The organism is Bacillus sp. ES1-5, from assembly GCF_022487605.1.
Classification (GTDB): domain Bacteria; phylum Bacillota; class Bacilli; order Bacillales; family Bacillaceae_G; genus Bacillus_A; species Bacillus_A wiedmannii.
The window spans coordinates 449,144-471,070 of the sequence record NZ_JAKVPU010000001.1 but is presented as its reverse complement, the minus strand read 5'-3'; the positions used below and the strand labels follow the sequence as shown (position 1 = coordinate 471,070).

Below are 21,927 nucleotides of genomic sequence, written 5' to 3'. Positions count from 1 at the left end.
AAGGATGTAACGAGAAGAAAAAGAACCCTCTAGGGTTCTTTTTCAAGGCATATTAACAGTAAGGAGAATCATGAAATGCTACTTCAAATATTACGGAAACATAAAGTGATTGCATTTTCGGATGTTCGAAATAACAAGTCTATTTCTGTGCTGGAACGTGTGAGGATAAGGAGAGAAGGTCATTTATTGCAGAATTACATGCTAAAAGGGCAGTGGATTGATGAATATCAATATTCAATATTGAAGTCTAAATGGAAGGACGCGACATAATTATCAAATTTAGAAATAGAGTATGTTGGGTGTAAATTAAAATACTATAAAAACAACGGCATATAAAAAGATCCTAGTGTGTACTTGGATCTTTTTATATGTTATCACTTTACTTCATCTTGTGGTAATAACCATGTTTTACAACTTGCCTAGTTTCGTCTATAGCATGTGTTTCAGCAATTGCAGCAATATCAACTACAATCGTGTTCTGTAAGATATTTACTACATAACCTGATAATTGTAAGGAGGAATTATTACGATAGGGAAATTGTACGTAAGAACCAATTGTAACATTATTATTTGTCTCCATATGATACACCTCATTGATACTAGTTTTCTTCTTGTGAAGATTCTTTCATCATATAATACACGAATGAAGATAAAATATAAGGGAGAAAAGGGGGAATAAATAGAAAAAAGTACCCTCGATCAAAGTTATTATAAATAGTTTTCACTTTATGAAAACATTGAGAACTCAGGTATTTGTAAAACTTACTTATTTTATAAAATCTTAAATAATCATACAATACGAAGCTGAAATTAATAGGAAGAAATAATATTATCGAATGGAATATTATTTTAGTTTTAGGTATAGTATAAATGACTAAATGAGCATAACGGTCATTTAGTACTGAATTGCAACTTGTAAAGTTATACTCACTACGTTTATGGAAAGGATTACACAAACAATTGTTTTGATATTTTACAATTGATGAATGGACGGAAGTAATTTGAGCTTTGAGGAATTGACAGAGTTTTACTTCTTAAAAATGATCTGAATCCTATAAACAGGGTGGAAATCCAGTAGTTTCTGTGTGTGGTCTATTAACAATAATTTCAAGGTGTTTAAATGGTAAAGCGAAGACGTATTAGGAGGAAATATTTTCGTAGTAGATTTTGAAATGTAATGGCTATGTGATGGATATTTTATATGTTTCTGAAGAGTGTTAAATATTCAATGAAGCGACAGTTCTAGGTGTCGCATGTTTTGCAGTTAGATTTAGAGGGAATCTATTGAAAAGTGACATTTAATTTAGATAAACGTTTTTACATTGGCAACAGAGCCAAAAGAAGTGTAAATCTCTATACTGGGGGGGAAAGCAGTCTAAACAATAAAGATTTTAATTTAACCAATTATTCTTATAGGAATTTATATGTTTGTGGTTGGTAAAGAAGAATTTAATAGTGCAGCTCATGATTAGATTCTAGTTATAACAGTCCATACACATACAGTTTAGCTTGTTAATACCTTCTAATTAAGTATAGGAAGTTATAGTTTGAGAGAAGTTACATAGTAGGTGCGACACAAAGAATATAGAATCTGATGTAATCATGAAAAGATAAAAAGAGAAAAATGTGTGAAATGAGGAATTGAGATGGTAAGTGCAAAAAAGAAAAATGTAAATAAATTGAAAAAATTTTCACAAGCAATTTTGATTGTTATTGGAGCATTTATAACCGCGTATGGATTAGAGGCTGTACTTATTCCTAATAATGTCTCAGATGGTGGTGTAACAGGTATAAGTATCGTTAGTTCTCAGCTATTTGAGTTACCATTAGGTCTTTTAATTGGATTTATTAATATTCCATTTGTTTGGCTAGGTTATAAACAAATCGGTAGAGGATTTGCAATTTATTCAGTTATTGGTATTGTATCACTTGCAATAGGTACTGTGGTTATGCATAATGTGCCTACCATTATTGAAGGAGATACATTGTTAGTTACTGTTGTTGGTGGTGTGATTATCGGCTTTGGTATGGGATTGGCACTTCGTAATGGTGGGGCGTTAGATGGAATTGATATGCTAGCGGTATTGCTGTCTAGAAGATTACCGTTTGGCACAAGTGATCTTATCTTGTTTTTAAATATGTTCGTATTTATTTTTGTGTCAACAGTATTCGGTCTTCAGGGTGGAATTTTATCAGCGATTGCTTACTTTATTGCTTCTAAAGTAATTCATATTATTGAAGTAGGATTAAGTGGCTCTAAAACATTTAAAATTGTTACAAAAGAACCTAAATTAATGATAGATACAATTTGGGAACGTCTTGGGAGAAATGCAATCTATAACGAAATGTATGGTGGCTCTTCGAAAGAAGCTTATAAAGAAGTTAGCTGTGTTATCAGTCGTTTAGAAGAAAATAAAATGAAGGAACTTATTCATGAAATTGATGAAAATGCCTTTGTCACTGTATATGATGTTGCGGAAGTAAAAGGCGGAAACTTTAAAAAGCAAGATATTCATTAAGGGTAATAACCAAGTTAAATATTTTATACAAAGTTGATTATTGAAAAAGATGAAACCCACATGTAGATAGAAATCTGATAAGTAATAAGGGGGACAACAGTAAGGCATAAGGGCAGTATTTTTTGTTTTTTAATAATAGATTATTATTTTTTGTAACTTTTTATAGATATGATATCTGATAATAATTAGTTATTGATATAGAAAAGCAAGAAATTTGAAATAATCTAAAGGGATAAGTAATAAAATTCCATTTGTATCAGTATAAGATATTTAAACTAAAAATGATTTATTAAAGCCATATAAAACGAAAATATTATGCACAAATATGTTGATGTGTATCTATTCTATCAAGGTAGATAAAACAAAAACTAAGATATTCTTACGAAATCAAAAAGCCGAAATTCCTTAATTTAGGAATTTCGGCTTTGATGCTATTTCATGGAGTTACAATTGGAATGGAATCTGGCATATATACTGCACTAGAGTTATAAGTTCTTTAATTCCTTAAATTAGAAACTTGTACTTGATTACCGTAGTTAAATTGTTGTCCTTTTAAAAGAACCGAAAAATTTTTCTTTGAGTTAGCATCTTTTACATAATAATTATTGAGAAAGGGAAATTCCACTGAGAAATGCTATCAAATACAAGAATAGGCTAGTCTAATTTCTAATGGTCCCAGTATCTTTTATTTTGACGTGTGTCTTTACATTTATTTTAGCCTCTGCTAACGCTTGCAGCCAATTTCCTTTTCGTTTTTTCCACTCTTTATATTGAAAAGCTCTAGCATATAAAGATAATCCGATTGGATCAATTTTATTCTGCTGTATGTCATGCAACATATTTTGTAATTTACTATTAATTTCTTTTTGAATAGCGCTTTCTAAATTATTTATATTTTTTTTATTATCATAATGCCCCTTAATTAAATCCGCATTGGTTTTTTCTATTAAAGCTACATTAGCATATATATTGAAATTAAATACAAACTTTCCGTTTTGAAAATTAACATTTACCTTCCTTGTCGCGTTCTGTACGAAGATAGAAGTGTTTGTTTTTTTGTTGGATTTTTTAGGAGGAAGCACAAGGTGTAGTATCATTCGGCCGTTACTTTTTGGCTTATTTATAAGATTGAAAAATTTAACATCTTTTTTAGAGATATGGGTTAAAAATTTCCCTTTTCGATTTAAAAATGCAATTCCTACTGTGTCGATTTCATTCTTTGTTTTTTTGATAACTGGAACAGTTTGCGTCATTCCTTCTTCATTTTGTTCTCTCGTTAATTGTTGAATTGTAGAAGAGATGGATTGGTTATTTTGAATTGAGGATTCGATTACACCATTTATATAAGATGGTAGTGATGGTTTACTAGGCTTATGAATTTTAAAAATTTCTTCTGTTGGGCCATCTACAAGTACTACTTTAGCATTAATGGTAGCGTAAGGATCACGGTAAGAAGAATCAAGCTCCTGCAACCAATTCTCTTCTTTTGCTAATTTTTTCCCGATTAAAATAATTTCAGCTTTGGAGGCTGTCATATAGCCCGTTAACTTTGTATCTATCTTACTGAATCCGGTATATACAGTTGACGCTTGTGTCCAATGCTCTATAGTACTTTTTGGCTGTTTATGATGAAACAGTGGTATGCTTGTGCCAACTTTTATGTCTCCATTAGGGGCCTTATCCAAGCCAATTAACAGGATTAATGAAACCTTCTCAAGAGGAATTCTCTGACTACAACCAATTAAATATACACAACAAATTACAATCCATATCCACTTTCGAATCAATGTTGTCTCCTCCTAGTAACCCAAGTAAAAAGAATACTGTAAGCGAAAAATAAGATTGGTAATAGAATAAAGAAAATGACATTTAAGATATCCATAAGAGAATATATAAATAAATATTGATCCACATCGGGATTTAGGAAAATAAATAAGCCAACAATAAATAATATAAAAGCAACCAGCGCCCAATTGCGGGCGTTTTTTTGAAGTGAAATGGTCACAGATTCAAAACTGAAAAATAAATACGGGTATATCGTAGTGGAGAATACAATTAAATAGTAAGCGATATATATAATTTCTAATCGTTCCATGAAAGAAAAACGAACCCCTTTTAATAGATGAAATACTGGCCAGATTACGTCTTTTATCCCCTCTGGACTAAAGTATATATAAGAAAGAATAGTCACATATAGATAGAAAAACATGGTTCCAGTATTCGCTATTAGTAGTCCTTTTATGGCTTTTTGTTTTTTTTGTAAGAACGGGTATATATAATATGCAATTTCTAAGCCAGCATAAGGAGTAATAGTTTCTTTTGTTGCCTTTACAATAGGGTATAATCCATCTTTAAAAATAGGTAGTAGGTGTAAAGGGGTGTAGTTAGTCTTTAGTGAAAAAAGAAGAAATAGTGGCATCCAAGTAGTGAAGAAGAAAACAAGCATAGAATAACTAGTAAGAGCCCTTAACCCACTCAGAGCTAAAATAATAAAAGGTAATAGTAATAATATGGTGATTTGATAAGCAGGAGTGGAAGGGAATATCCACACTTTTACAATATCAGTTGCCTTTAATAAAGTATTAAAGCCAGCAAAAAATAAATAAAAGGCATATAAAAGAAAAAGAATTGTCCCTATCCATTTCCCGAAGTATGTTTTTAAGATTTGTGAGAAATTTTTGTTAGGATTTTTTTGTAACATTAATATAATAAATATGCCTATTATAGAAGTAACTATCCATCCAAGAATGATTGAAATCCAGCCATCAGTGCCAGCAGTAGTAGCAAGTGGGCTTGGCATAATTAACATACCTGATGCAAGTTGCAGTGAGTGAATGAAAATAATAAATTCGAATAAAGTTATGTTTTGAAATTTAAGATTCCCCATGCGAACCACCTTCTTTTTTCTTTTTTTGTTTCGGCTGCCCTGTACTCGAGCGGGTGGTAATCATAGAAATAGGAAATCTTACAAAAGAATCTTTTAACTCTTGGAGCCGAAATGGCGCGATTGGCAATCCGTATGGTGAACCATAGGAAGTTAGTGAAACAAAATGAGCAAATAAGAGCATTAATCCACTAACAATACCTACAATCCCATAAAAATATGCCAATAACATCATTGGGAAACGAATAAGGCGTATAGAACTTGATAAATCATAATTAGAAACAATAAATGATGCAATGGCTGTAATAGATACGATAATAACCATAACGTTACTTACAAGACCAGCTTGAACAGCTGCCTGTCCAATTACAATCCCTCCAACAATTCCAATGGTTTGTCCAATGGGTTGTGGTAAGCGAATACCAGCTTCACGTAGCATTTCTAGTGTAATTTCCATTATAAAAGCTTCCAATAAGGGAGAGAAAGGGACTTTGACTCTTGATGTTGCAATAGAAGTGTATAAATCTATAGGAATGATTTCAAAGTGAAAAGAGACTATAGCAATATAAAATGCGGGTAAAAAAATAGCAATAATAAATCCTGCAAATCGTAATAAACGAAAAAATGATGCAATGAGCCAATGAATATTATAGTCATCTGGAGTTTGGAAAAATCCAATTAAATTCATTGGAACAACCATTGCACCAGGGGATCTATCCATTAACACTGCTACTTTTCCATCAAGTATATGATTTGCAATGGCGTCTGGGCGTTCGCTTAAATAAGCCTGTGGGAAAGGAGTCCAATTTTGATCTTTTGTATAATTAGATAGTTCCCCAATACTCAATACCGCATCTGTTTTAATTTTACAGATTCTAGTTTCTATTTCTTGGACTACATCTGAGTTTGCTACATCACCTAAGTAAATTAAATAGACTAAAGAAGTGGCTCGTTCTCCAATTGTCAGCTTTTTGATTTTTAACTCTGTAGAAGGAATATATCGACGAATTAGGCCTATATTTTTTGTGGCATTCTCAATAAAACCATCATGTGAGCCTTTAATAGTAACTTCTGAAATTGGTTCTTGAATGGCTCTTTCTGCCCAGCCCTTTGTATTTATTAGAAGTGACCGATTTTCTCCTTCCATAAATAGTACACATTGACCCTCAAGTAATCCTTCTTTAATTTCATTCCATGTATATACTATTTTTGTATGAGTAGCAATAATATTAGAATTAAATATTTGACTGTCTTCATTCACTTCTTGTAATAATGGTGTAACAACATTTCCTTTTAATGCAACACCATCTGTAAGGCCTTCAAAATAATATAGTAAAATATTCGTGTTTGTTTTTAATTGCAAAGGATGTTCAATCAAATCTGCACTAATATCGAAGATGTTATCTAATGTATTTTTAAGTTCTTTTAAGTTACTTGTTTGGATTTTTTCAATGGTTTTATCTGTCTTTGTTTCTAGGGTCTTTTCATTTAAAGACAAAATTGACACCTCTTTAATATATAACGATTAGTTGTAGTTATTATTTTTATATGTTTGAATTTTATTCACTAATTTAAACGGATTGAGATCAAGAATAACTAAAATTGAAGTACTATATTATAAATTCAATAATTGAGAGTAAAAAAGTAGATGTAATTTGTGTAGAAATCTAAGTATCAAGATAGAAGTGAAATTTGAATGATTATAATAAAAAAGAACCCTTGATAGGTTCTTTTTAATAGTTGGTAAATATGTTGTCAACAATAGATGGCGATAAAGGTAGTAATTTAGATGTCTTTATGTTACTCAGCTGAATTTTGTAGGAAGAATTATTTTTTCATACCTCAATGCTCAATAAAAAAGGACATTTCATTTATTTGGGTGTTTTAGTGTATGTGAATTTTGCACGCTAACAAATTTTGTTTAGGGACAAAATGTGAAGTTTTATTCTGAAATAACAGAAAGTTAATGCGGCAAAATTCCTATTGGTAATTTGGATAGGTATCAAATATTTCTTTGGCCTTATTTTCTTGATAGGACCGTACGTTTATATGTTTCAAAGGGAAAGAAATATTTTCATTTTTATTACCATCTATTGTTTGATTAAGATGGTAACACGAAAATGAAACGTTTACAACCAGAAAATAAAGAAAAAACATTAAAATGCGACTTTTTTCGACAAATATTCCTATAAAACGTTTTGTAGGAATTAGAAATAACTAAATTAGTAATAATAGCTTAATATATTAAAGTGAAATTCAATGAATAAGAGTTCAAAGGCATGAATTTAAATGATAAAGTTATAATTTTCTTTTTTGAACTGTAAGTGTTTTACAAGTATAGTTAAACTTTAATCCAACTAGCATTTCTTCCTTTTGTCACTAGCTTAATATGGCCAAACAATTGTAAGGAATTTAAAGCCTTACTGATTGTACTTTCTGCTATGTCTGGATATGTGTTACGAATACACTCCTTAGTAAAGGGGTGCTTTTGTTTAAGGATAAAATCCTGAATTCTCTCTACTTTAGTATGCTTACATATAGAATCTAGAACTGTATTATGAAGATCTTTGTACGCCTCTAATATAATAGTTAAAAACGTTTTTAACCAAAAGCTACTATTATGTTCCTCGCAGTACCAATTTACCGAAGATTTATAAATTGAATTGTAATATTCAGATTCATTTTTCTTAATGTATTTATCCAGACATACATATTTTACAAATGTATTTCCACTCTTAATTAATAGCAATTGCATTAACATAAGTGCCAATCTGCCGTTACCCTGATTAAAAGGGACTATGCAATAAAAATTAAATATAAAACGAGCTATTAATAAAAGTGAATGATGGCCCTTACTAGAATTTAATGAGTTATATTGATCACATAATTGTTCCATTACTTGTGGAATAAGCTCATGTGGAAGAATGCGGTAACTATTTAAGTGCATTCCGTTTTCAGGAATACCTGGAATAGTAAACGGTTTTTCGCGCCATTTGGCACTGTCAGAGGTAATGTAATGTATTAATTGAAAATGTAATTCCTGTATAGTCTCCGGATTGATTAATAAATCACAGGAATTCTTATGCACAAAAGTAAGTGTTTGATAAAAACAAAAGATGGCATCTTCCGAGATATTTTGAGGTACTATATCATCTAAAATAAGTTCTTTTAATCTTTTATTTGGGACTTTTATATCTTCATAGGTAGTAGTAAAGTTTTTTATGTAATGAAGTGGTATGGTTTTTTCTAAGCTAGTAAATATATCAGGATTTTGTTCCTGATAAGCAGCTAATTTTCCTTTTAATTCACTAATTTCACTGATTATATTTAATAGTCTCCTTTTTAATTCAATATTTTTATACTTGTCATCGAAAAAATTTCTCATTTTTATTCCCCCTGTAACCCCTTAACATGCTGTTACATAAATCTTTCCATTCTAAAGATATTTTACAACATTATTTTAAAATAACAATATATTTATTTTGATTTTGAACTTATTTTAGAATTAAAATTGTTATTTAAATTTGATTAACGAGTTAGAACTTATAATTAATTATGTTTGAATAAAGAATGAATATACACAGATAGAAATTATTATTAGTGTAGTTTGCTGTATTATTGCTGGGAATTTAATTTTCATAAATAAAATAAAGAAATCTTAAAGAGGAATCAATAGGATCTAATTTGAATAGGCATAATCCTAACATTAAATGTACAAATGTACAATAATTAAATGAAAAAAATATGAAAATATCGACTTTTTTCGACAAAAAAATTAGATAGAAAAACAATCAAACATAAGAAAATGGTTACTTTAGATGGTCTCTGCATTTCATAAATTAATATTGAAGGAATTATCAAATGATTTTTACGAGTAATAAAAGAGTAGATATATAAATTAAATTGTGACAATTATAAAGTTAGTATTCTCCATTTTCATTATTTAATTTAACAAATTTAATAATAGTAAGGTGACTTTTCTATATTTAATATAAGTATTTGATGGGGTATGCTTATAAAAAGTGTCATTTCCTATATATCCATGTAGCATTTAGCACTTGTATTGCGAAATATTTTGACATAAGTTAATTTAAATAGTAGGCACAGAAACATTTTAAGGAAAAGAGTCAGTATAAAAGTACCCTGAAAAACGTTTTTCCTCAAGAGATTTATCTCAGGAGCACTAAAGTTTTTCAATTTGTTTCTGTGCCTTATTAGATAAAAATAATATAATAAGTTGTTTAGAAAAGGTAAAAAATTCCCCCAGTATAAAATGAATTTATCACTTAACGTCCGTATGTTCTAGTTAAAGTAGGAATTTAAAGAAAAGGAAAGGGCTAGCTCTAGTTATAATTAGTGCAATAAATAGAGGGCTACTCAAATTTTTTTGTTTGATTTAGTAAGAAAAATTATAAACGAGTTAATTCAGTATAAAAAATGTAATGTTACACAATTGACGAAGCTTTTAAAAATTCCACAATCCACTGTTTCACAACATTTATCGAAAATGGGGGGTAAGGTGCTAAAGGCTAAAAAAAGGTTTAGAGATGTACTATTATATTACTAATCTAAAGGCAATTCAGATTGTTGGAATTTTAGGTTTGTAAATAAACAAAACTTCACACATTTCATTATAAGTAAACGCAGAATAATCCCCCACAAATACGTGGGGGATTTATTTTATGAAAATAATATCAGTCTTTTTGAGGAGTGGCACAATGGTCACCATGAACACTATAAGAAGGGTGAGAGTGCCACCATGTTCTAATGTGCTAGTAAAAGAAAAATTTTGAAAGTGCTAAAACGCTTCATATTTCTCAATATAATTTATGTTGCAAAAATTTTTTGATTTCATCAAAAGCTAAGTGACGATGACCGGCCTGACAATGTTGTTCACCGCCAGTTTTCTTAGTGAAAACTACAGAAGTGATGGAGGCTGCATTACATAGCTCTGATTCGATTTGCGGTAATCGGCTAATTGGAACGTACTGATCGTCTTCACCAGCCAGGAGCAATACTTCTTGATTTATGAACTGACCGATTCCTGCCATCGTATGCTTTTCAAAGTTTTTAAGTAAGTTAAATGGCGTTTTTTCGCCTGTATTTTCCATACCCTTTTTAACTTTCCAGTTCAGGTCGATGCTGGTGGCCATCATTTGTTTAAACATGGTATTAATTTTGTCAGCTTCATTAGTAGCCAGAAGCGTGGTCAATTTATTCCAAATATTATCCGGCATGCGCATTTTAAGTGCATCAAGGCCACTATAAAAAATATTAAAGGCGATGACTTTGTCGATTCGTTTTTCAAAAGCGGCGGCACGCATTGCCAAGTAGCCGCCCCAAGAAGCTCCGAGAATACTAACACGGTCAAGTTTGAAATAGTCAATGACTGTGGAAACAGGCTTCTCCCAGTTGTGGATAAATTTCAAGCCGGTTTTCAGTGCTGTTCCTTGTCCAGGTCCATCAAACACTATAATATTATAATTGATTCCTTGGAGATAGTTTAGCATCTTCATCATTTCTTCCATGTAGGAATCGTAGCCTCCAAAGAAAAGTAGTGTATTACATGCGCCTGGATTCATGAATTTGATTGCAGGAAGATAGGAATCATCATAAGGAATTTGATAGGTTTCATACTCAAAGTCATGAAAACTCTTATAAAAGGTTTCACGGTATTTTTGGTACACTTTTTCTTTTTTTGAATCGGATGACTCCATATAAAACTCGGCAGCTTGATAATAAACCGAAGCCAGATCGAAGTCTTTATGGTGCTCCCGCATCGTTGCATATTCTATCCAAGTGTTATACCAGCTGTCCGTGTCTGCAAGTTTTGGGATGATGGCTAGCAAATCCTGATTTGCCCGCTCATCGTCTTGATGGAAATCGTTGAAAAAACGGTTAATTTGCAAATTGAACTGTTCGTTGTTTACATACTGTTTAAACACAAAATCCCTCCTTATATTTGGCTACAAGGTAAGGATAAGAGAAGTATATTAAAGAAACAACAAGCAGGAAAGGGTAAGAAGTACGAAATCGAACCATAAGGATATAAACGGTTCGATAAGCAACTTTGGGAAGGAGATTGATTATTAATGGGAGAGGATGTTCGCGTTTATAAAACGAAGAAAAATATTTCTAATACACTTATTACCCTCTTGAACGAAAAAGAGTTTGGTCGAATTACAACTAAAGATATTTGCGTACATGCTTTGGTGAGTAAGTCCACATTTTACAGCCATTTTGCAGATAAATATGATCTTTTGGAAAAAATAGTGCAAAATTATGTTTGCTGGTTCAAGGAAGAAATTGAATTACGTTTCGCATTAATAGAGAATGGAAATGTGGCTCAAGTTATCAATATGATAACCGATAAGGTTTCAGCGCGAAAAAAAGAGATTGCAACTTTACTCCATGTACGTGTTCCATCAGCGGATTTACGTTTAGAGTTAGAATCCATTTTATATAATGCCTGTTATTCCTATTTGAAAGAGAAGCAGGTGGTAGTAAGTGTGCCGATTGACTTTGTAGCTCAGTTGTATACAGCAAACGCAATGGTGTCAATCAATTGGTCGCTTAGCAAAGATAAAAATCCAGATGTGGTTAAACTAATAGATAATATGCAGAGATATGTTTTTGATCTGATTTTGTCAGGTAGTGAGAGAGTGTAATAAATATTGATTTATGAGCTTGTTGAAAAACAACAAATACGCTTATAAATCATGAATAATGCTTAATAATGTAGTTATTGTGTCGGATGTGGTTGTAAATAATTTCGTAATCAAAATTTGAATTTTTTGTGAATCTTTATTGTTTTTTTATAAACTCTTTACTACATAATGTTACAAAATAGAATTAATTTTCCTAATTTTAGCCCTATAGCAAGTCAATAAATAAACTAAATGTGTTTATGTTATTGAACTATTAATATATTAGTAGGTAATTTGTTCGTTTATTCTTATATTGCTATTATATTAGCGTAAACAATATATTGGGGGGATAAGAATGAATTTGAAATTAACATCTAAATTAGAAAGATTAAGAAAAAGTAAAAAAGGAATTGGAGCTTGTGTTTTAGCTGCAGGGGTGACGGCAATTACAATGATTCCTCAAAGTACATATGCACATGGGTTTGTTGAAAAACCAAGTAGTCGTTCTGCTTTATGTAGTCAGAATTATGGAGCATTAAATTTAAATTGTGGAAATGTAATGTACGAACCTCAAAGTCTAGAAGCGCCTAAAGGATTCCCAGAGGGTGGACCGATTAATGGGAAAATCGCTTCGGCAGGAGGCCTGTTTGGAGGGGTTCTTGACCAACAAACATCAAATCGCTGGTTCAAAAACACAATAAAGGGGGGAGCAAATACATTTACATGGAAATACACAGCGGCACATTCTACAAGTAAATGGCATTATTACATTACAAAAAAGGGATGGGATCCTAATAAACCATTAACACGTGCTGAATTAGAACCAATTGGAACTGTGAACCATGACGGTTCGGCCGCATCAAATAATTTAACACATACAATTAATGTACCAACTGATCGAAATGGTTATCATGTTATTTTAGCTGTATGGGATGTAGCAGATACGTCAAATGCGTTTTATAATGTAATTGATGTAAATCTAGTAAATAATGAAACTCCCGATACAGTAGCTCCAAGTCAACCAACTGGATTAAATGCGTCTAAAGTTTCTGCCAATAGTGTTGCACTAACATGGAAGGCCTCTACTGATAATATAGGTGTAAAAGAATATCAAGTGTTACGCAATGGAGAAGTAATTGATACGGTACCAGGTACAACTTTTACTGATAAAAAACTAAAAGCAAATGCGGAATATACCTATACTATAAAGGCATTAGACTCTGCTGGAAACATATCAAAAGAAAGTGAAAAACTAAAGGTTAAGACAACAAATGAAACTCCCGATACAGAAGCTCCGACTCAACCGAAAGGATTACATAGTATGAGTACAACAGCGACAACTGTTGATTTGATGTGGAGTCCGTCTGAAGATAATGTAGGTGTTGACCATTATATTGTATATAGAGAAAGCGCTGGGGTTATGAATAAAATTGGGGCAGCTGATAATACATCCTTTATGGATAAAGATTTGAAGACTAATACATCGTATAAGTATGTAGTGACGGCGGTTGATTTAGCTGGAAATGAATCTAGTAGAAGTGATGTTTTGAATGTAACGACAAAGTCAGAGGATTCCACATATGAAAAATGGGATGCAAGAAAGGCATATACTAAAGGTGATAGAGTAGTACATGAAGGAAAAGTGTATGAAGCGGTTCAAAATCATCAAGGAAATGGCGACTCAAATTGGATTTTTGCCCTATCGCTTTGGAAGCCAGTTTTGAATAAATGATAAGCGGGGAAGGGGAGTTATCACTAATTCTATGTGCAATACCGAAACAGGGGTGAAGTTTTTAATCTCCATCTCAACATATACGAAATGAAATTAATAAAGAATCCCAATGGAATTTCATTGGGATTCTTTATTTTCTAATTTGTAATAGCGTATATTTTCACTGTAAATTTGTTAGTGGCACCATTTGGATTTGCAATATAATATTTAGTATTTGTGTAAGCTTCAGTCCTAGATCCATGTGAAATGTTTTTCCAACGGATAGAATCGGTACCTAGAGAAACATCAATCATTACATTGAAAGAAATAGTAGAAGGATGCTCTTTTTCTGAAGGCTCAATAACCCATTTTAATTCCTTGGTACCTATAGGTAAGCTATCAATTTTAAAGTTTTGACTGGATCGATTTTTTTGTCCGGATAAAGGACTAGACTCAGATGAAATTTGCGAAATTAATATTTCTTTTTCAATCGAATGTATACCATTTAATTTAATGATACTATCAATTAAACCTGGTCCAGGAAAATCAGCTGCAATGATACCAGTATGTTTAATTCCACCTTGTTGTAAGAGTTCAGTGCCAAGTGTATTCATTCCACCATAAAATACTTGACCATTTATATCACGAGGGAAATCTTCCCACGCATTAGTTATAGCTTTTTGAATCATTTTGGAGTTACTATCAGTATTTCTGCTCTCTTTACCACTTGCAACAAACCAAGGATAAACATTATTTAATAATGCAGCAGCACCACCTGTGCCACTAAAATGGTTAAGATAGATTTTATCATTGTTAAAATTATTATTTGTATTTTGAAGGTGGGTTTTCACCGCATTCCATTTTTCATACATTCCGTCTGGTCCGTTTTCAATTTCAAATGTATCTTGTATATTTAAGCTATCGTAATTAATGCCATATTGCTGAGAGGCTGTAAAGTTTTGTAAGATTACAATTTTCCCTCGGATATCGCCTAGAGTAGGATTATTTCTTTTTGAAGTTGGTACAGAACTTGGATCCCAAAAATAGGAGGAATTAAGGTCTTTGTATTTTTTAAGTATTTCTTCAAATGATAGTGAGCCGCTTTCAGGAGTAGTTTCTTCTTTTAAGCGCATTAAAATTGTTTCTGTAGGATGATCTTTTAAAAATTGAATTGCCTCTTTTAATACATCTTCAAACATTGCTTTTTGATTTACAATCCCATGGTACATTGCAAAAGAATCTTTTACACGTTTAACACGCATATCTACATATCGAATTCCAGAATTTAATTGTTGGGGTAGACTCATAGTTTGATTTCTTGTCAGATTTTCATCAAGAAAACTTGCTCCATGTAAAGCCATTGTACCGTGAGTACCTGGAATAGATATTTCACTTAATTTTGTTGAATCTGCTACCTTCGACATCCACGATGGATTTTGATATCCTATATTGGATTCATAGGAATAACCTGGATGACTATCAGCTAAAATAGTAGACGGTGTACTTAAACTTGCTAGTGTAAAACAAGTGAGGATGCTAATTTTAAAGAAATTTCTCATTTTTATTTTGTTCATTTTATCTCTCCTGACTTTTAAATAATAGATATAATAAAAGGATTTTTTATTATATTTATTGTTTTTATTCTTAAAGTAATGAATTTTTGTGATTGAAAAAATTAAAAATAGAGGTAGTAATTTACTTGAAACTTTAATAGTTTGTTGTAATAAATTGTATCTAATAGCCAAACGGATTCTTAAAGAATAGAAGCATAGATAGGTGAAAAACAAATTTTTCGCGGTACTGTATACAAACAAAACAGAAGTCTTAAAAAAGACTTCTATTTTGTGACATATAATGAATGATAAGGTGGTTAACAAATCAAGATAATGTGACTGAGTGGTAAAAATCTATTTATAGCTGTTTCAGAATCTCTTATAACAAGGCTACCTACGAAAAATGGGCCTCTGCAAGGCTAATAAAAATTGAAAAATTCTACTCATTAAAACTTAAACTAACTACAGTTGCGATAGATTGGGCTGCATGTTCCCAGCTTCCATCTATAACTTTTCCAATCTGTTGACCAAGTGCATTTAAATCATTTGGATTAACTGGAATCCCATTATACGCAGCAAGAATTGATAAAAGCGGAGCAGCAAATGGTGTCCAACCACCTCTATCAATATTAAATACAGGTTTATCTACTACTTTTCCATCTTGCACAGTAAACTCATAATAAAATTGATCATCTGGACGGAAACTTAAATGATGTGAAATTTGTCCCTTAACATATTTTTTTCCTGCACCTAGATTTACTACTTCTATTTCTTTTACGTTAAATTCATGCTCAAACACTTTTATTTTTTTGACTTCTGGACCATTTAAGGCAGCATTAACAGCTGTTTCTAAATTATTTTGTGCTAATGGTTGAATACTCATTTGTGCCTCTTGTTGTTGGATAGAAGCCTCTTTTTCTGCAGCAAACACTGATGTAGTAGGTAGTGCACCTGTTGCTAATGTAGCTGCAAGTGCTGTTGTCATCATGATTTTTCTTTTCTTCTTCATAGTTTTCTTCCTCCTTTTAAGTTATGATATATAATCTTTTAAAGACTGACACGGTGCATTATTTTATTTCATAATTTACACAAAAATTAGTTTGAAAATTATGTGGAAATATGTCAGAAAATTAAAATCAATTATATATGCATTTACAATGATATCTATCTACACATATTATTTCAATTTTCTAATTAATATTGCAATAATCACTTTTCATAAGTGAATTTAGTGTTTCAATTCTCTCTATGTACGTTTTAAATAAATTAAAATCGTAGTGGTAATAATATATTTGCAAGCAAATCTCGTATATGCTTCGAGAAAAATACACAATTTTTTTATAAAAAACTATAGGAATTATCATTATATCGTTATTAAACTAAGTAAGATAAATGATAATATGATGAAGAGCTTCCAGCGATTCGCTATAAATTCACTAGAAAATGAGCATGATATCATACACTCATGAAGGAAACCTAGGATATTAAAGCTCCACTTTATAGCAGTTAATACGAATGGGATTGGAAAACAGCTAAGTGTTCATTAGAGACGTATAACACTATGAAAATACTTCAAATCAATTAAAAAGTTTCAGTTATTCTGAATTCGAAGGGCACGGAATGTTTATTGAGAATTGTAGTACTGAACAAAATTTTAGGAGGAAATATGAACAAGAAGGCTAAAAGAATTATATTACTTATTGCTACATTAGTAGGTAGTAGTATCTTTTTATATTTACAGAACAATTTAATAAGTATAACTGAGGTTAAAATAACCTCCAGTAAAATTCCCTCCGCTTTTAAAGGTTTTAAAATTCTACAAATTTCAGATTTACATAATAAAAAATTTGGGGACAATCAAGAAACTTTAATTCAAAAAGTAAAAAGCATAAATCCTGATATTATTGCTATTACGGGTGATCTAATTGACAGTAAATCATACGATCCGGAAGTTAGTATGGAACTAATCCGAGAACTTGTAAAGAAGTATCCTGTCTATTTTGTGACAGGAAACCATGAAAAATGGTCAGGAAAATATAATGATTTAGAGAAAGAGTTGAAGCAACATCATGTTACTGTTTTAAGAAATGAACATGTAACTATTCAAATAGGGGGACAAGACATACATATACTTGGTATTGATGATCCGGAATTTGTTACTGGAAACCGTGATGAAGGAAATGTTGTAAAAGATGAAATTATAAAAGCGAAATTTGAAATGCAGCCGGATACATATAATGTATTACTATCCCATAGGCCTGAATTTTTAACAGAGTATGCTGATAAGCAAATAGATTTAGTGTTATCAGGGCATGCTCATGGAGGGCAAGTTAGATTACCATTTATCGGAGGTTTAGTTGCTCCAAATCAAGGGATTCTCCCCACATATACAGCAGGTTTATATGAAAAACAAAATACGTCTATCGTAGTAAGTAGAGGACTAGGTAATAGTATCATTCCGCAAAGGATTTTCAATAGACCAGAACTTGTAGTCGTACAGTTAAATTGAACTGTACGATTTTTTGTATAGAAAAATAAGCCATATGTAATTTATACAAGTTAACATTACAATTTTGTTAAAAATTTTCTACGTTACATAAAGTAACAAAATTTGACCCGTAGAGTTTGTTATAGTGTAAATAATCAAAAAAATTAAAAATTAGTCGAGTGAAAAGTGTGATAAGGAATCTATATAAAAACTTAAAGGGGTGTACACATGCATAAAGAATATGAAATTGAAGAGTATACGGCAATTGAGGAACAAATACATTATTATTGTAAATGTTTATTAGTAAGTCATCCTGATCAAATTATAAAGTATTTAGAAAAAAGGTTAGAAAAATATGCAGAAACATTACAATATGCACATTTATATCCGGACACAGTTATTTTACCGTTACAGCAATTAGTTATCGAATATTCTTTAGATGTTGCTAGAATTAGGAAATATATGAATTTAAAAACGTAATATAAAATATATAATTTAAATGAAACAGAGTCGACTTTAAGAAATGGTATTCTAATGTCGACTCTGTTTCATTGTTTAAGATTGAAAATACATACTAATCAATGAAGTTTGACATATAATTACGCAAGAGTAAAATAAAAGTGAGTACTCACTCATTTTAGAAAAGGGGGAAGAATACGTGCAGCAACCTGCCATTATTTTACGGACCGTATCAAAAAGTTTTGGGAAAAAAGAAGTGTTACACAATCTTTCATTGCAAGTTGAAAAAGCAGAGATATTTGGTTTAGTTGGGCCTTCAGGTTCAGGGAAAACGACTCTTATTAAATTGATTGCAGGTATTAATGAGACAACGAAAGGTGAAGTGCTTGTATACAACACGAACATGCCTAATTTAAATGAAATGAAAAGAATTGGTTATATGGCTCAGGCTGATGCATTATATGAAGAACTATCAGCATATGAAAATGCAGATTTTATTGCAACGATGTATGGATTAAAGGGAAAACATAAAAAAGAAAGAATCGAAGAGGTTTTTGACCTTGTACAATTATCACAACATATAAGACAGCAAGTGCAGCATTTTTCAGGTGGGATGAAGAAGCGTTTATCATTAGCGATAGCACTCCTTCATGAACCTAAAATATTAATATTAGATGAGCCAACAGTGGGGATAGATCCACTTCTTAGAAAAACAATCTGGGAAAAGTTTTATGATTTGAAAAAGAAAGGCACAACTATTATCGTAACGACGCACATTATGGATGAAGCTGAGTTTTGTGAGCGTCTAGGGTTGATTAGAGAAGGAAAGCTAGTTGCGACTGGAACACCTGAAGAATTGAAAAAACGGGTATCATCAGGACGGATTGAAGATGTCTTTTTGTTGGAAGAGGTGGCCCTATCATGAGAGTTACTGGTGTAATCATTCGTATTATTCGCCAATTTTTTCGAGATAAACGTTCGTTAGCGATGATGTTTGGGGCACCTATGTTATTACTTTGGTTATTGTCTCTAGTGTTTACACAAAAAGACTATGTACCGCATATTGCTGTAGTTGATGTGCCTGCTCCTATTGTAAAAACAATGAAAACTGAAGAAGCCTCAATTTATGAATACGGCAAAGAGAAAGCAATTTCAGAGTTAGAACTGCAAAAGGTAGATGCAGTAATTTATTTAGAGAATGGGAAAATGAATCTTTTATTAGAAGGAAGTGATTCATCAAAAAATCGTGCTGTACTTCAAGTTTTACAAAAGAGTACAGAAAAGAATGAAGTATCAGTTATGAAGCCTGAAGTAAATTACTTACATGGCTCTAAAGACTTTACAATGTTTGATGGGCTTGGTCCCGTATTGATTGGTTTCTTTACATTTTTCTTTGTATTTATATTGTCTGGAGTTTCCTTTGTTAGAGAACGTTTAAGTGGTACATTAGAGAGGTTATTGTCCACTCCAGTGAGAAGATGGGAAATAGTTGTAGGATATATTATTGGTTTTGGAATCTTTGCATTTATACAATCAATTATAATCGTGAATTTTTCAGTTTATATTTTAGATTTGTATGTAGCTGGTTCCATATGGCTAACGCTACTTATTACATGCATGCTTTCTTTAACGGCATTAACTTTAGGGACGTTTTTATCAGCATACGCAAATAATGAATTTCAAATGATCCAGTTCATACCGCTTGTCATTGTGCCACAAATTTTCTTTTCTGGTTTGTTTCCAATTGAATCTATGAATAAATGGCTCCAAATGTTAGGGAAATTATTTCCGCTCACATATGGAGCGGACGCAATGAGACAAGTGATGATTCGAAATCAAGGATTTACAGAGATTGCATTAGATCTTACTGTATTACTACTCTTTTCTCTATTATTTGCAATAGGAAATGTATTTGCATTAAAGAAACATCGAAAAATATAATGATGATACAAAGGGGCATTATAGATGAAGAAAGATTGGCTGGATGAATTAATTGCCGCAACAAATACGGATAAACGAAATGAACGTCAAATGCGTATTTTAGAGGCAGCTGTTGATATGTTTGGAGAAAAAGGATATGCATCAACTTCTACAAGTGAAATTGCAAAGCGTGCTGGTGTAGCGGAAGGAACGATATTCCGCTACTATAAAACGAAAAAAGATTTATTGTTAGCAGTCGTCATGCCAACATTAACAAAGTTTGCTGCACCATTTTTTGTACAAGCCTTTGCGAAAGCAATATTTAAATCGGAGTATGAATCGTATGAAGGGCTGCTAAGAGTTGTTATTCATAATAGATTTGAATTTGCAAAAAAGCATTTTCCAATGATAAAAATATTAATTCAAGAAGTGCCATTTCAGCCGGAACTGAAAAATGAAATACAACATTTAGTAGAAACAGAGTTACTTTCACATTTTAAAAAGTTGATTGTAAAGTTTCAAGAAGAAGGGGAAATTATTGAAATGCCCCCTTCTTCTGTTTTACGACTTACTTTATCAGCTGTATTAGGTTTACTATTAACAAGGTTTTTATTATTGCCTGAAGAAAAATGGGATGATGAAGTGGAAATTGAAAATACGATTCAATTTATATTGTACGGATTAACACCACGGAGGTAATGTGATGCGCCAATTTGCTAAACCGAAAATTATTGTAAGTAAATGTTTAGAATTTGATGCCTGTCGTTATAATGCAGAGATGATTCCAGATGCAACAATAAGAAATTTGCAACCATTTGTTACATTTATCCCGGTTTGTCCAGAAGTAGAAATTGGTTTAGGAGTACCTCGCGAAACGATACGAATGGTAGAAGAAAATGGCATAAATAGACTTGTGCAACCGTCGACACGAGAAGATGTAACTGAAAAAATGGAGCAATTTTCAAATGTCTTTTTACAAACGATATCTGATGTGGATGGTTTTATTTTAAAGAATCGTTCGCTGAGTTGTGGTACGCGTGATGTGAAAATTTATTCTGGTTTTGAAAAAGCACCAGCAAAAGGAAAGGGATCTGGCTTATTTGGCGGAGCAGTAATAAAAAAATTTTCGCATCTTCCAATTGAAGAAGAGGGTAGATTGTCGAATTTTATTATTAGAGAACATTTCTTTACAAGGTTATTTACAATCGCATATTACAAAATGATTAAACATAATAAAAATATGAAAGACCTTGTATCATTTCAGTCAGACAATAAATATTTATTTATGGCATATAATCAGGTAAAACAAAAGGAATTGGGGCGTATTATTGCAAATCAAAAGAATGAAACGATTGAAGTGGTATTTGAAAACTATGAGAAGACTTTATATGAATTATTTATGCGCACCCCCCGCTATACATCGAATGTAAATGTATGTGAGCATATTTTTGGATATTTTAAAACAAATTTGAAAAAACAAGAAAAAGATCATTTTTTAGACTTGATACAAAAGTATATAGAAAAGAAAGTCCCGCTTAGTAGCTTACTTACAATTTTAAAATCATGGGCCATTCGATTTGACGAGAAGTATTTATTAAGACAAACATATTTTGAACCATACCCTGAAGCTTTAGTTGAAATTTCTGATTCGGGAAAAGGTAGAGATTATTAAACAATAAATTACATAATTCGACACGAAACTTCCTATGTTGTTGTAGAACAATGTAGGAATTTTTTTGTGCATTG

17 protein-coding genes and 2 pseudogenes are annotated in these 21,927 nt (G+C 31.6%); 11 read left to right on the top strand and 8 right to left on the bottom strand.

Annotated elements, in window-relative coordinates:
* Positions 1-90: 90 nt before the first annotated feature.
* Positions 91-270: pseudogene (locus tag MKO96_RS02555) on the top strand (GNAT family N-acetyltransferase); the annotation flags it as partial.
* A 109-nt stretch (positions 271-379) separates the two neighbouring features.
* Here MKO96_RS02555 and MKO96_RS02550 read toward each other — a convergent pair.
* Positions 380-580, bottom strand: coding sequence for a DUF2187 domain-containing protein (locus MKO96_RS02550; RefSeq protein WP_240586559.1), 201 nt, complete (start codon positions 578-580; stop codon positions 380-382).
* 1,066 nt (positions 581-1,646) lie between these two features.
* Here MKO96_RS02550 and MKO96_RS02545 point away from each other — a divergent pair.
* Positions 1,647-2,519, top strand: a complete 873-nt coding sequence (locus MKO96_RS02545) for a YitT family protein (protein ID WP_240586558.1) — start codon at positions 1,647-1,649, stop codon at positions 2,517-2,519.
* 659 nt (positions 2,520-3,178) lie between these two features.
* Here the strand turns inward: MKO96_RS02545 and MKO96_RS02540 are convergent.
* From MKO96_RS02540 to MKO96_RS02525, 4 genes are all read right to left on the bottom strand, one after another.
* Positions 3,179-4,306, bottom strand: a complete 1,128-nt coding sequence (locus MKO96_RS02540) for a Ger(x)C family spore germination protein (protein ID WP_240586557.1) — start codon at positions 4,304-4,306, stop codon at positions 3,179-3,181.
* Entirely contained in the window at positions 4,303-5,406 is a 1,104-nt protein-coding gene (locus tag MKO96_RS02535) for a GerAB/ArcD/ProY family transporter (RefSeq protein WP_240586556.1), read from the bottom strand. The genes MKO96_RS02540 and MKO96_RS02535 overlap by 4 nt, the downstream gene beginning before the upstream one ends.
* The gene (locus MKO96_RS02530) at positions 5,393-6,901 is read right to left on the bottom strand and encodes a spore germination protein (protein ID WP_240586555.1); all 1,509 of its coding nucleotides are present in this window, start codon (positions 6,899-6,901) and stop codon (positions 5,393-5,395) included. Before MKO96_RS02530 ends, MKO96_RS02535 begins: the two co-directional genes overlap by 14 nt.
* Before the next feature lie 843 nt (positions 6,902-7,744).
* On the bottom strand, positions 7,745-8,788 hold the full coding sequence (locus tag MKO96_RS02525) for a Fic family protein (protein ID WP_087962701.1): 1,044 nt from the start codon (positions 8,786-8,788) through the stop codon (positions 7,745-7,747).
* 996 nt (positions 8,789-9,784) lie between these two features.
* Between MKO96_RS02525 and MKO96_RS02520 the strand changes: the two are divergent.
* Positions 9,785-10,010 (top strand): annotated as a pseudogene (locus tag MKO96_RS02520) (helix-turn-helix domain-containing protein).
* A gap of 210 nt (positions 10,011-10,220) precedes the next feature.
* On the opposite strand, the gene MKO96_RS02515 reads toward MKO96_RS02520, so the two are convergent.
* A complete protein-coding gene (locus tag MKO96_RS02515) occupies positions 10,221-11,348 on the bottom strand; it encodes an alpha/beta fold hydrolase (protein ID WP_240586554.1) in 1,128 nt (375 codons plus the stop codon).
* Between the two features lie 147 nt (positions 11,349-11,495).
* Between MKO96_RS02515 and MKO96_RS02510 the strand changes: the two genes are divergently transcribed.
* A complete protein-coding gene (locus tag MKO96_RS02510; protein WP_240586553.1) occupies positions 11,496-12,071 on the top strand; it encodes a TetR/AcrR family transcriptional regulator in 576 nt (191 codons plus the stop codon).
* 334 nt (positions 12,072-12,405) lie between these two features.
* Complete coding sequence (locus tag MKO96_RS02505; protein WP_240586552.1) at positions 12,406-13,782, top strand: lytic polysaccharide monooxygenase; 1,377 nt, start codon at positions 12,406-12,408, stop codon at positions 13,780-13,782.
* A gap of 137 nt (positions 13,783-13,919) precedes the next feature.
* On the opposite strand, the gene MKO96_RS02500 is transcribed toward MKO96_RS02505, so the two are convergent.
* Both MKO96_RS02500 and MKO96_RS02495 read right to left on the bottom strand, forming a co-directional pair.
* Positions 13,920-15,335: a phosphatidylinositol-specific phospholipase C gene (locus tag MKO96_RS02500; RefSeq protein ID WP_240586551.1), complete on the bottom strand. Its 1,416-nt coding sequence runs from the start codon at positions 15,333-15,335 to the stop codon at positions 13,920-13,922.
* A 418-nt stretch (positions 15,336-15,753) separates the two neighbouring features.
* Positions 15,754-16,323 carry a methyltransferase gene (locus tag MKO96_RS02495; protein WP_087980468.1) on the bottom strand — a complete coding sequence of 190 codons (570 nt, stop codon included), beginning with the start codon at positions 16,321-16,323 and terminating at the stop codon, positions 15,754-15,756.
* Between the two features lie 657 nt (positions 16,324-16,980).
* On the opposite strand from MKO96_RS02495, the gene MKO96_RS02490 reads away from it, so the two are divergent.
* The 6 genes from MKO96_RS02490 to MKO96_RS02465 all read left to right on the top strand — a co-directional run bounded on the left by MKO96_RS02490 (position 16,981) and on the right by MKO96_RS02465 (position 21,853).
* A complete protein-coding gene (locus tag MKO96_RS02490; RefSeq protein ID WP_240586550.1) occupies positions 16,981-17,823 on the top strand; it encodes a metallophosphoesterase in 843 nt (280 codons plus the stop codon).
* 207 nt (positions 17,824-18,030) lie between these two features.
* Positions 18,031-18,282 carry a hypothetical protein gene (locus MKO96_RS02485; RefSeq protein WP_000548621.1) on the top strand — a complete coding sequence of 84 codons (252 nt, stop codon included), beginning with the start codon at positions 18,031-18,033 and terminating at the stop codon, positions 18,280-18,282.
* A 178-nt stretch (positions 18,283-18,460) separates the two neighbouring features.
* The gene (locus MKO96_RS02480; RefSeq protein WP_240586549.1) at positions 18,461-19,186 is read left to right on the top strand and encodes an ABC transporter ATP-binding protein; all 726 of its coding nucleotides are present in this window, start codon (positions 18,461-18,463) and stop codon (positions 19,184-19,186) included.
* The gene (locus MKO96_RS02475; RefSeq protein ID WP_098128511.1) at positions 19,183-20,202 is read left to right on the top strand and encodes an ABC transporter permease; all 1,020 of its coding nucleotides are present in this window, start codon (positions 19,183-19,185) and stop codon (positions 20,200-20,202) included. Before MKO96_RS02480 ends, MKO96_RS02475 begins: the two co-directional genes overlap by 4 nt.
* Before the next feature lie 24 nt (positions 20,203-20,226).
* Complete coding sequence (locus MKO96_RS02470; RefSeq protein WP_240586548.1) at positions 20,227-20,880, top strand: TetR/AcrR family transcriptional regulator; 654 nt, start codon at positions 20,227-20,229, stop codon at positions 20,878-20,880.
* Between the two features lie 4 nt (positions 20,881-20,884).
* Positions 20,885-21,853, top strand: coding sequence for a YbgA family protein (locus MKO96_RS02465; protein WP_240586547.1), 969 nt, complete (start codon positions 20,885-20,887; stop codon positions 21,851-21,853).
* Positions 21,854-21,927: the final 74 nt, after the last annotated feature.

Coding starts and splice junctions, on each gene's coding strand:
- MKO96_RS02550 (WP_240586559.1), bottom strand. CDS start 580: ATGGAGACAAATAATAATGTTACAATTGGTTCTTACGTACAATTTCCC.
- MKO96_RS02545 (WP_240586558.1), top strand. CDS start 1,647: ATGGTAAGTGCAAAAAAGAAAAATGTAAATAAATTGAAAAAATTTTCA.
- MKO96_RS02535 (WP_240586556.1), bottom strand. CDS start 5,406: ATGGGGAATCTTAAATTTCAAAACATAACTTTATTCGAATTTATTATT.
- MKO96_RS02525 (WP_087962701.1), bottom strand. CDS start 8,788: ATGAGAAATTTTTTCGATGACAAGTATAAAAATATTGAATTAAAAAGG.
- MKO96_RS02510 (WP_240586553.1), top strand. CDS start 11,496: ATGGGAGAGGATGTTCGCGTTTATAAAACGAAGAAAAATATTTCTAAT.
- MKO96_RS02505 (WP_240586552.1), top strand. CDS start 12,406: ATGAATTTGAAATTAACATCTAAATTAGAAAGATTAAGAAAAAGTAAA.
- MKO96_RS02500 (WP_240586551.1), bottom strand. CDS start 15,335: ATGAACAAAATAAAAATGAGAAATTTCTTTAAAATTAGCATCCTCACT.
- MKO96_RS02495 (WP_087980468.1), bottom strand. CDS start 16,323: ATGAAGAAGAAAAGAAAAATCATGATGACAACAGCACTTGCAGCTACA.
- MKO96_RS02490 (WP_240586550.1), top strand. CDS start 16,981: ATGAACAAGAAGGCTAAAAGAATTATATTACTTATTGCTACATTAGTA.
- MKO96_RS02485 (WP_000548621.1), top strand. CDS start 18,031: ATGCATAAAGAATATGAAATTGAAGAGTATACGGCAATTGAGGAACAA.
- MKO96_RS02475 (WP_098128511.1), top strand. CDS start 19,183: ATGAGAGTTACTGGTGTAATCATTCGTATTATTCGCCAATTTTTTCGA.
- MKO96_RS02470 (WP_240586548.1), top strand. CDS start 20,227: ATGAAGAAAGATTGGCTGGATGAATTAATTGCCGCAACAAATACGGAT.
- MKO96_RS02465 (WP_240586547.1), top strand. CDS start 20,885: ATGCGCCAATTTGCTAAACCGAAAATTATTGTAAGTAAATGTTTAGAA.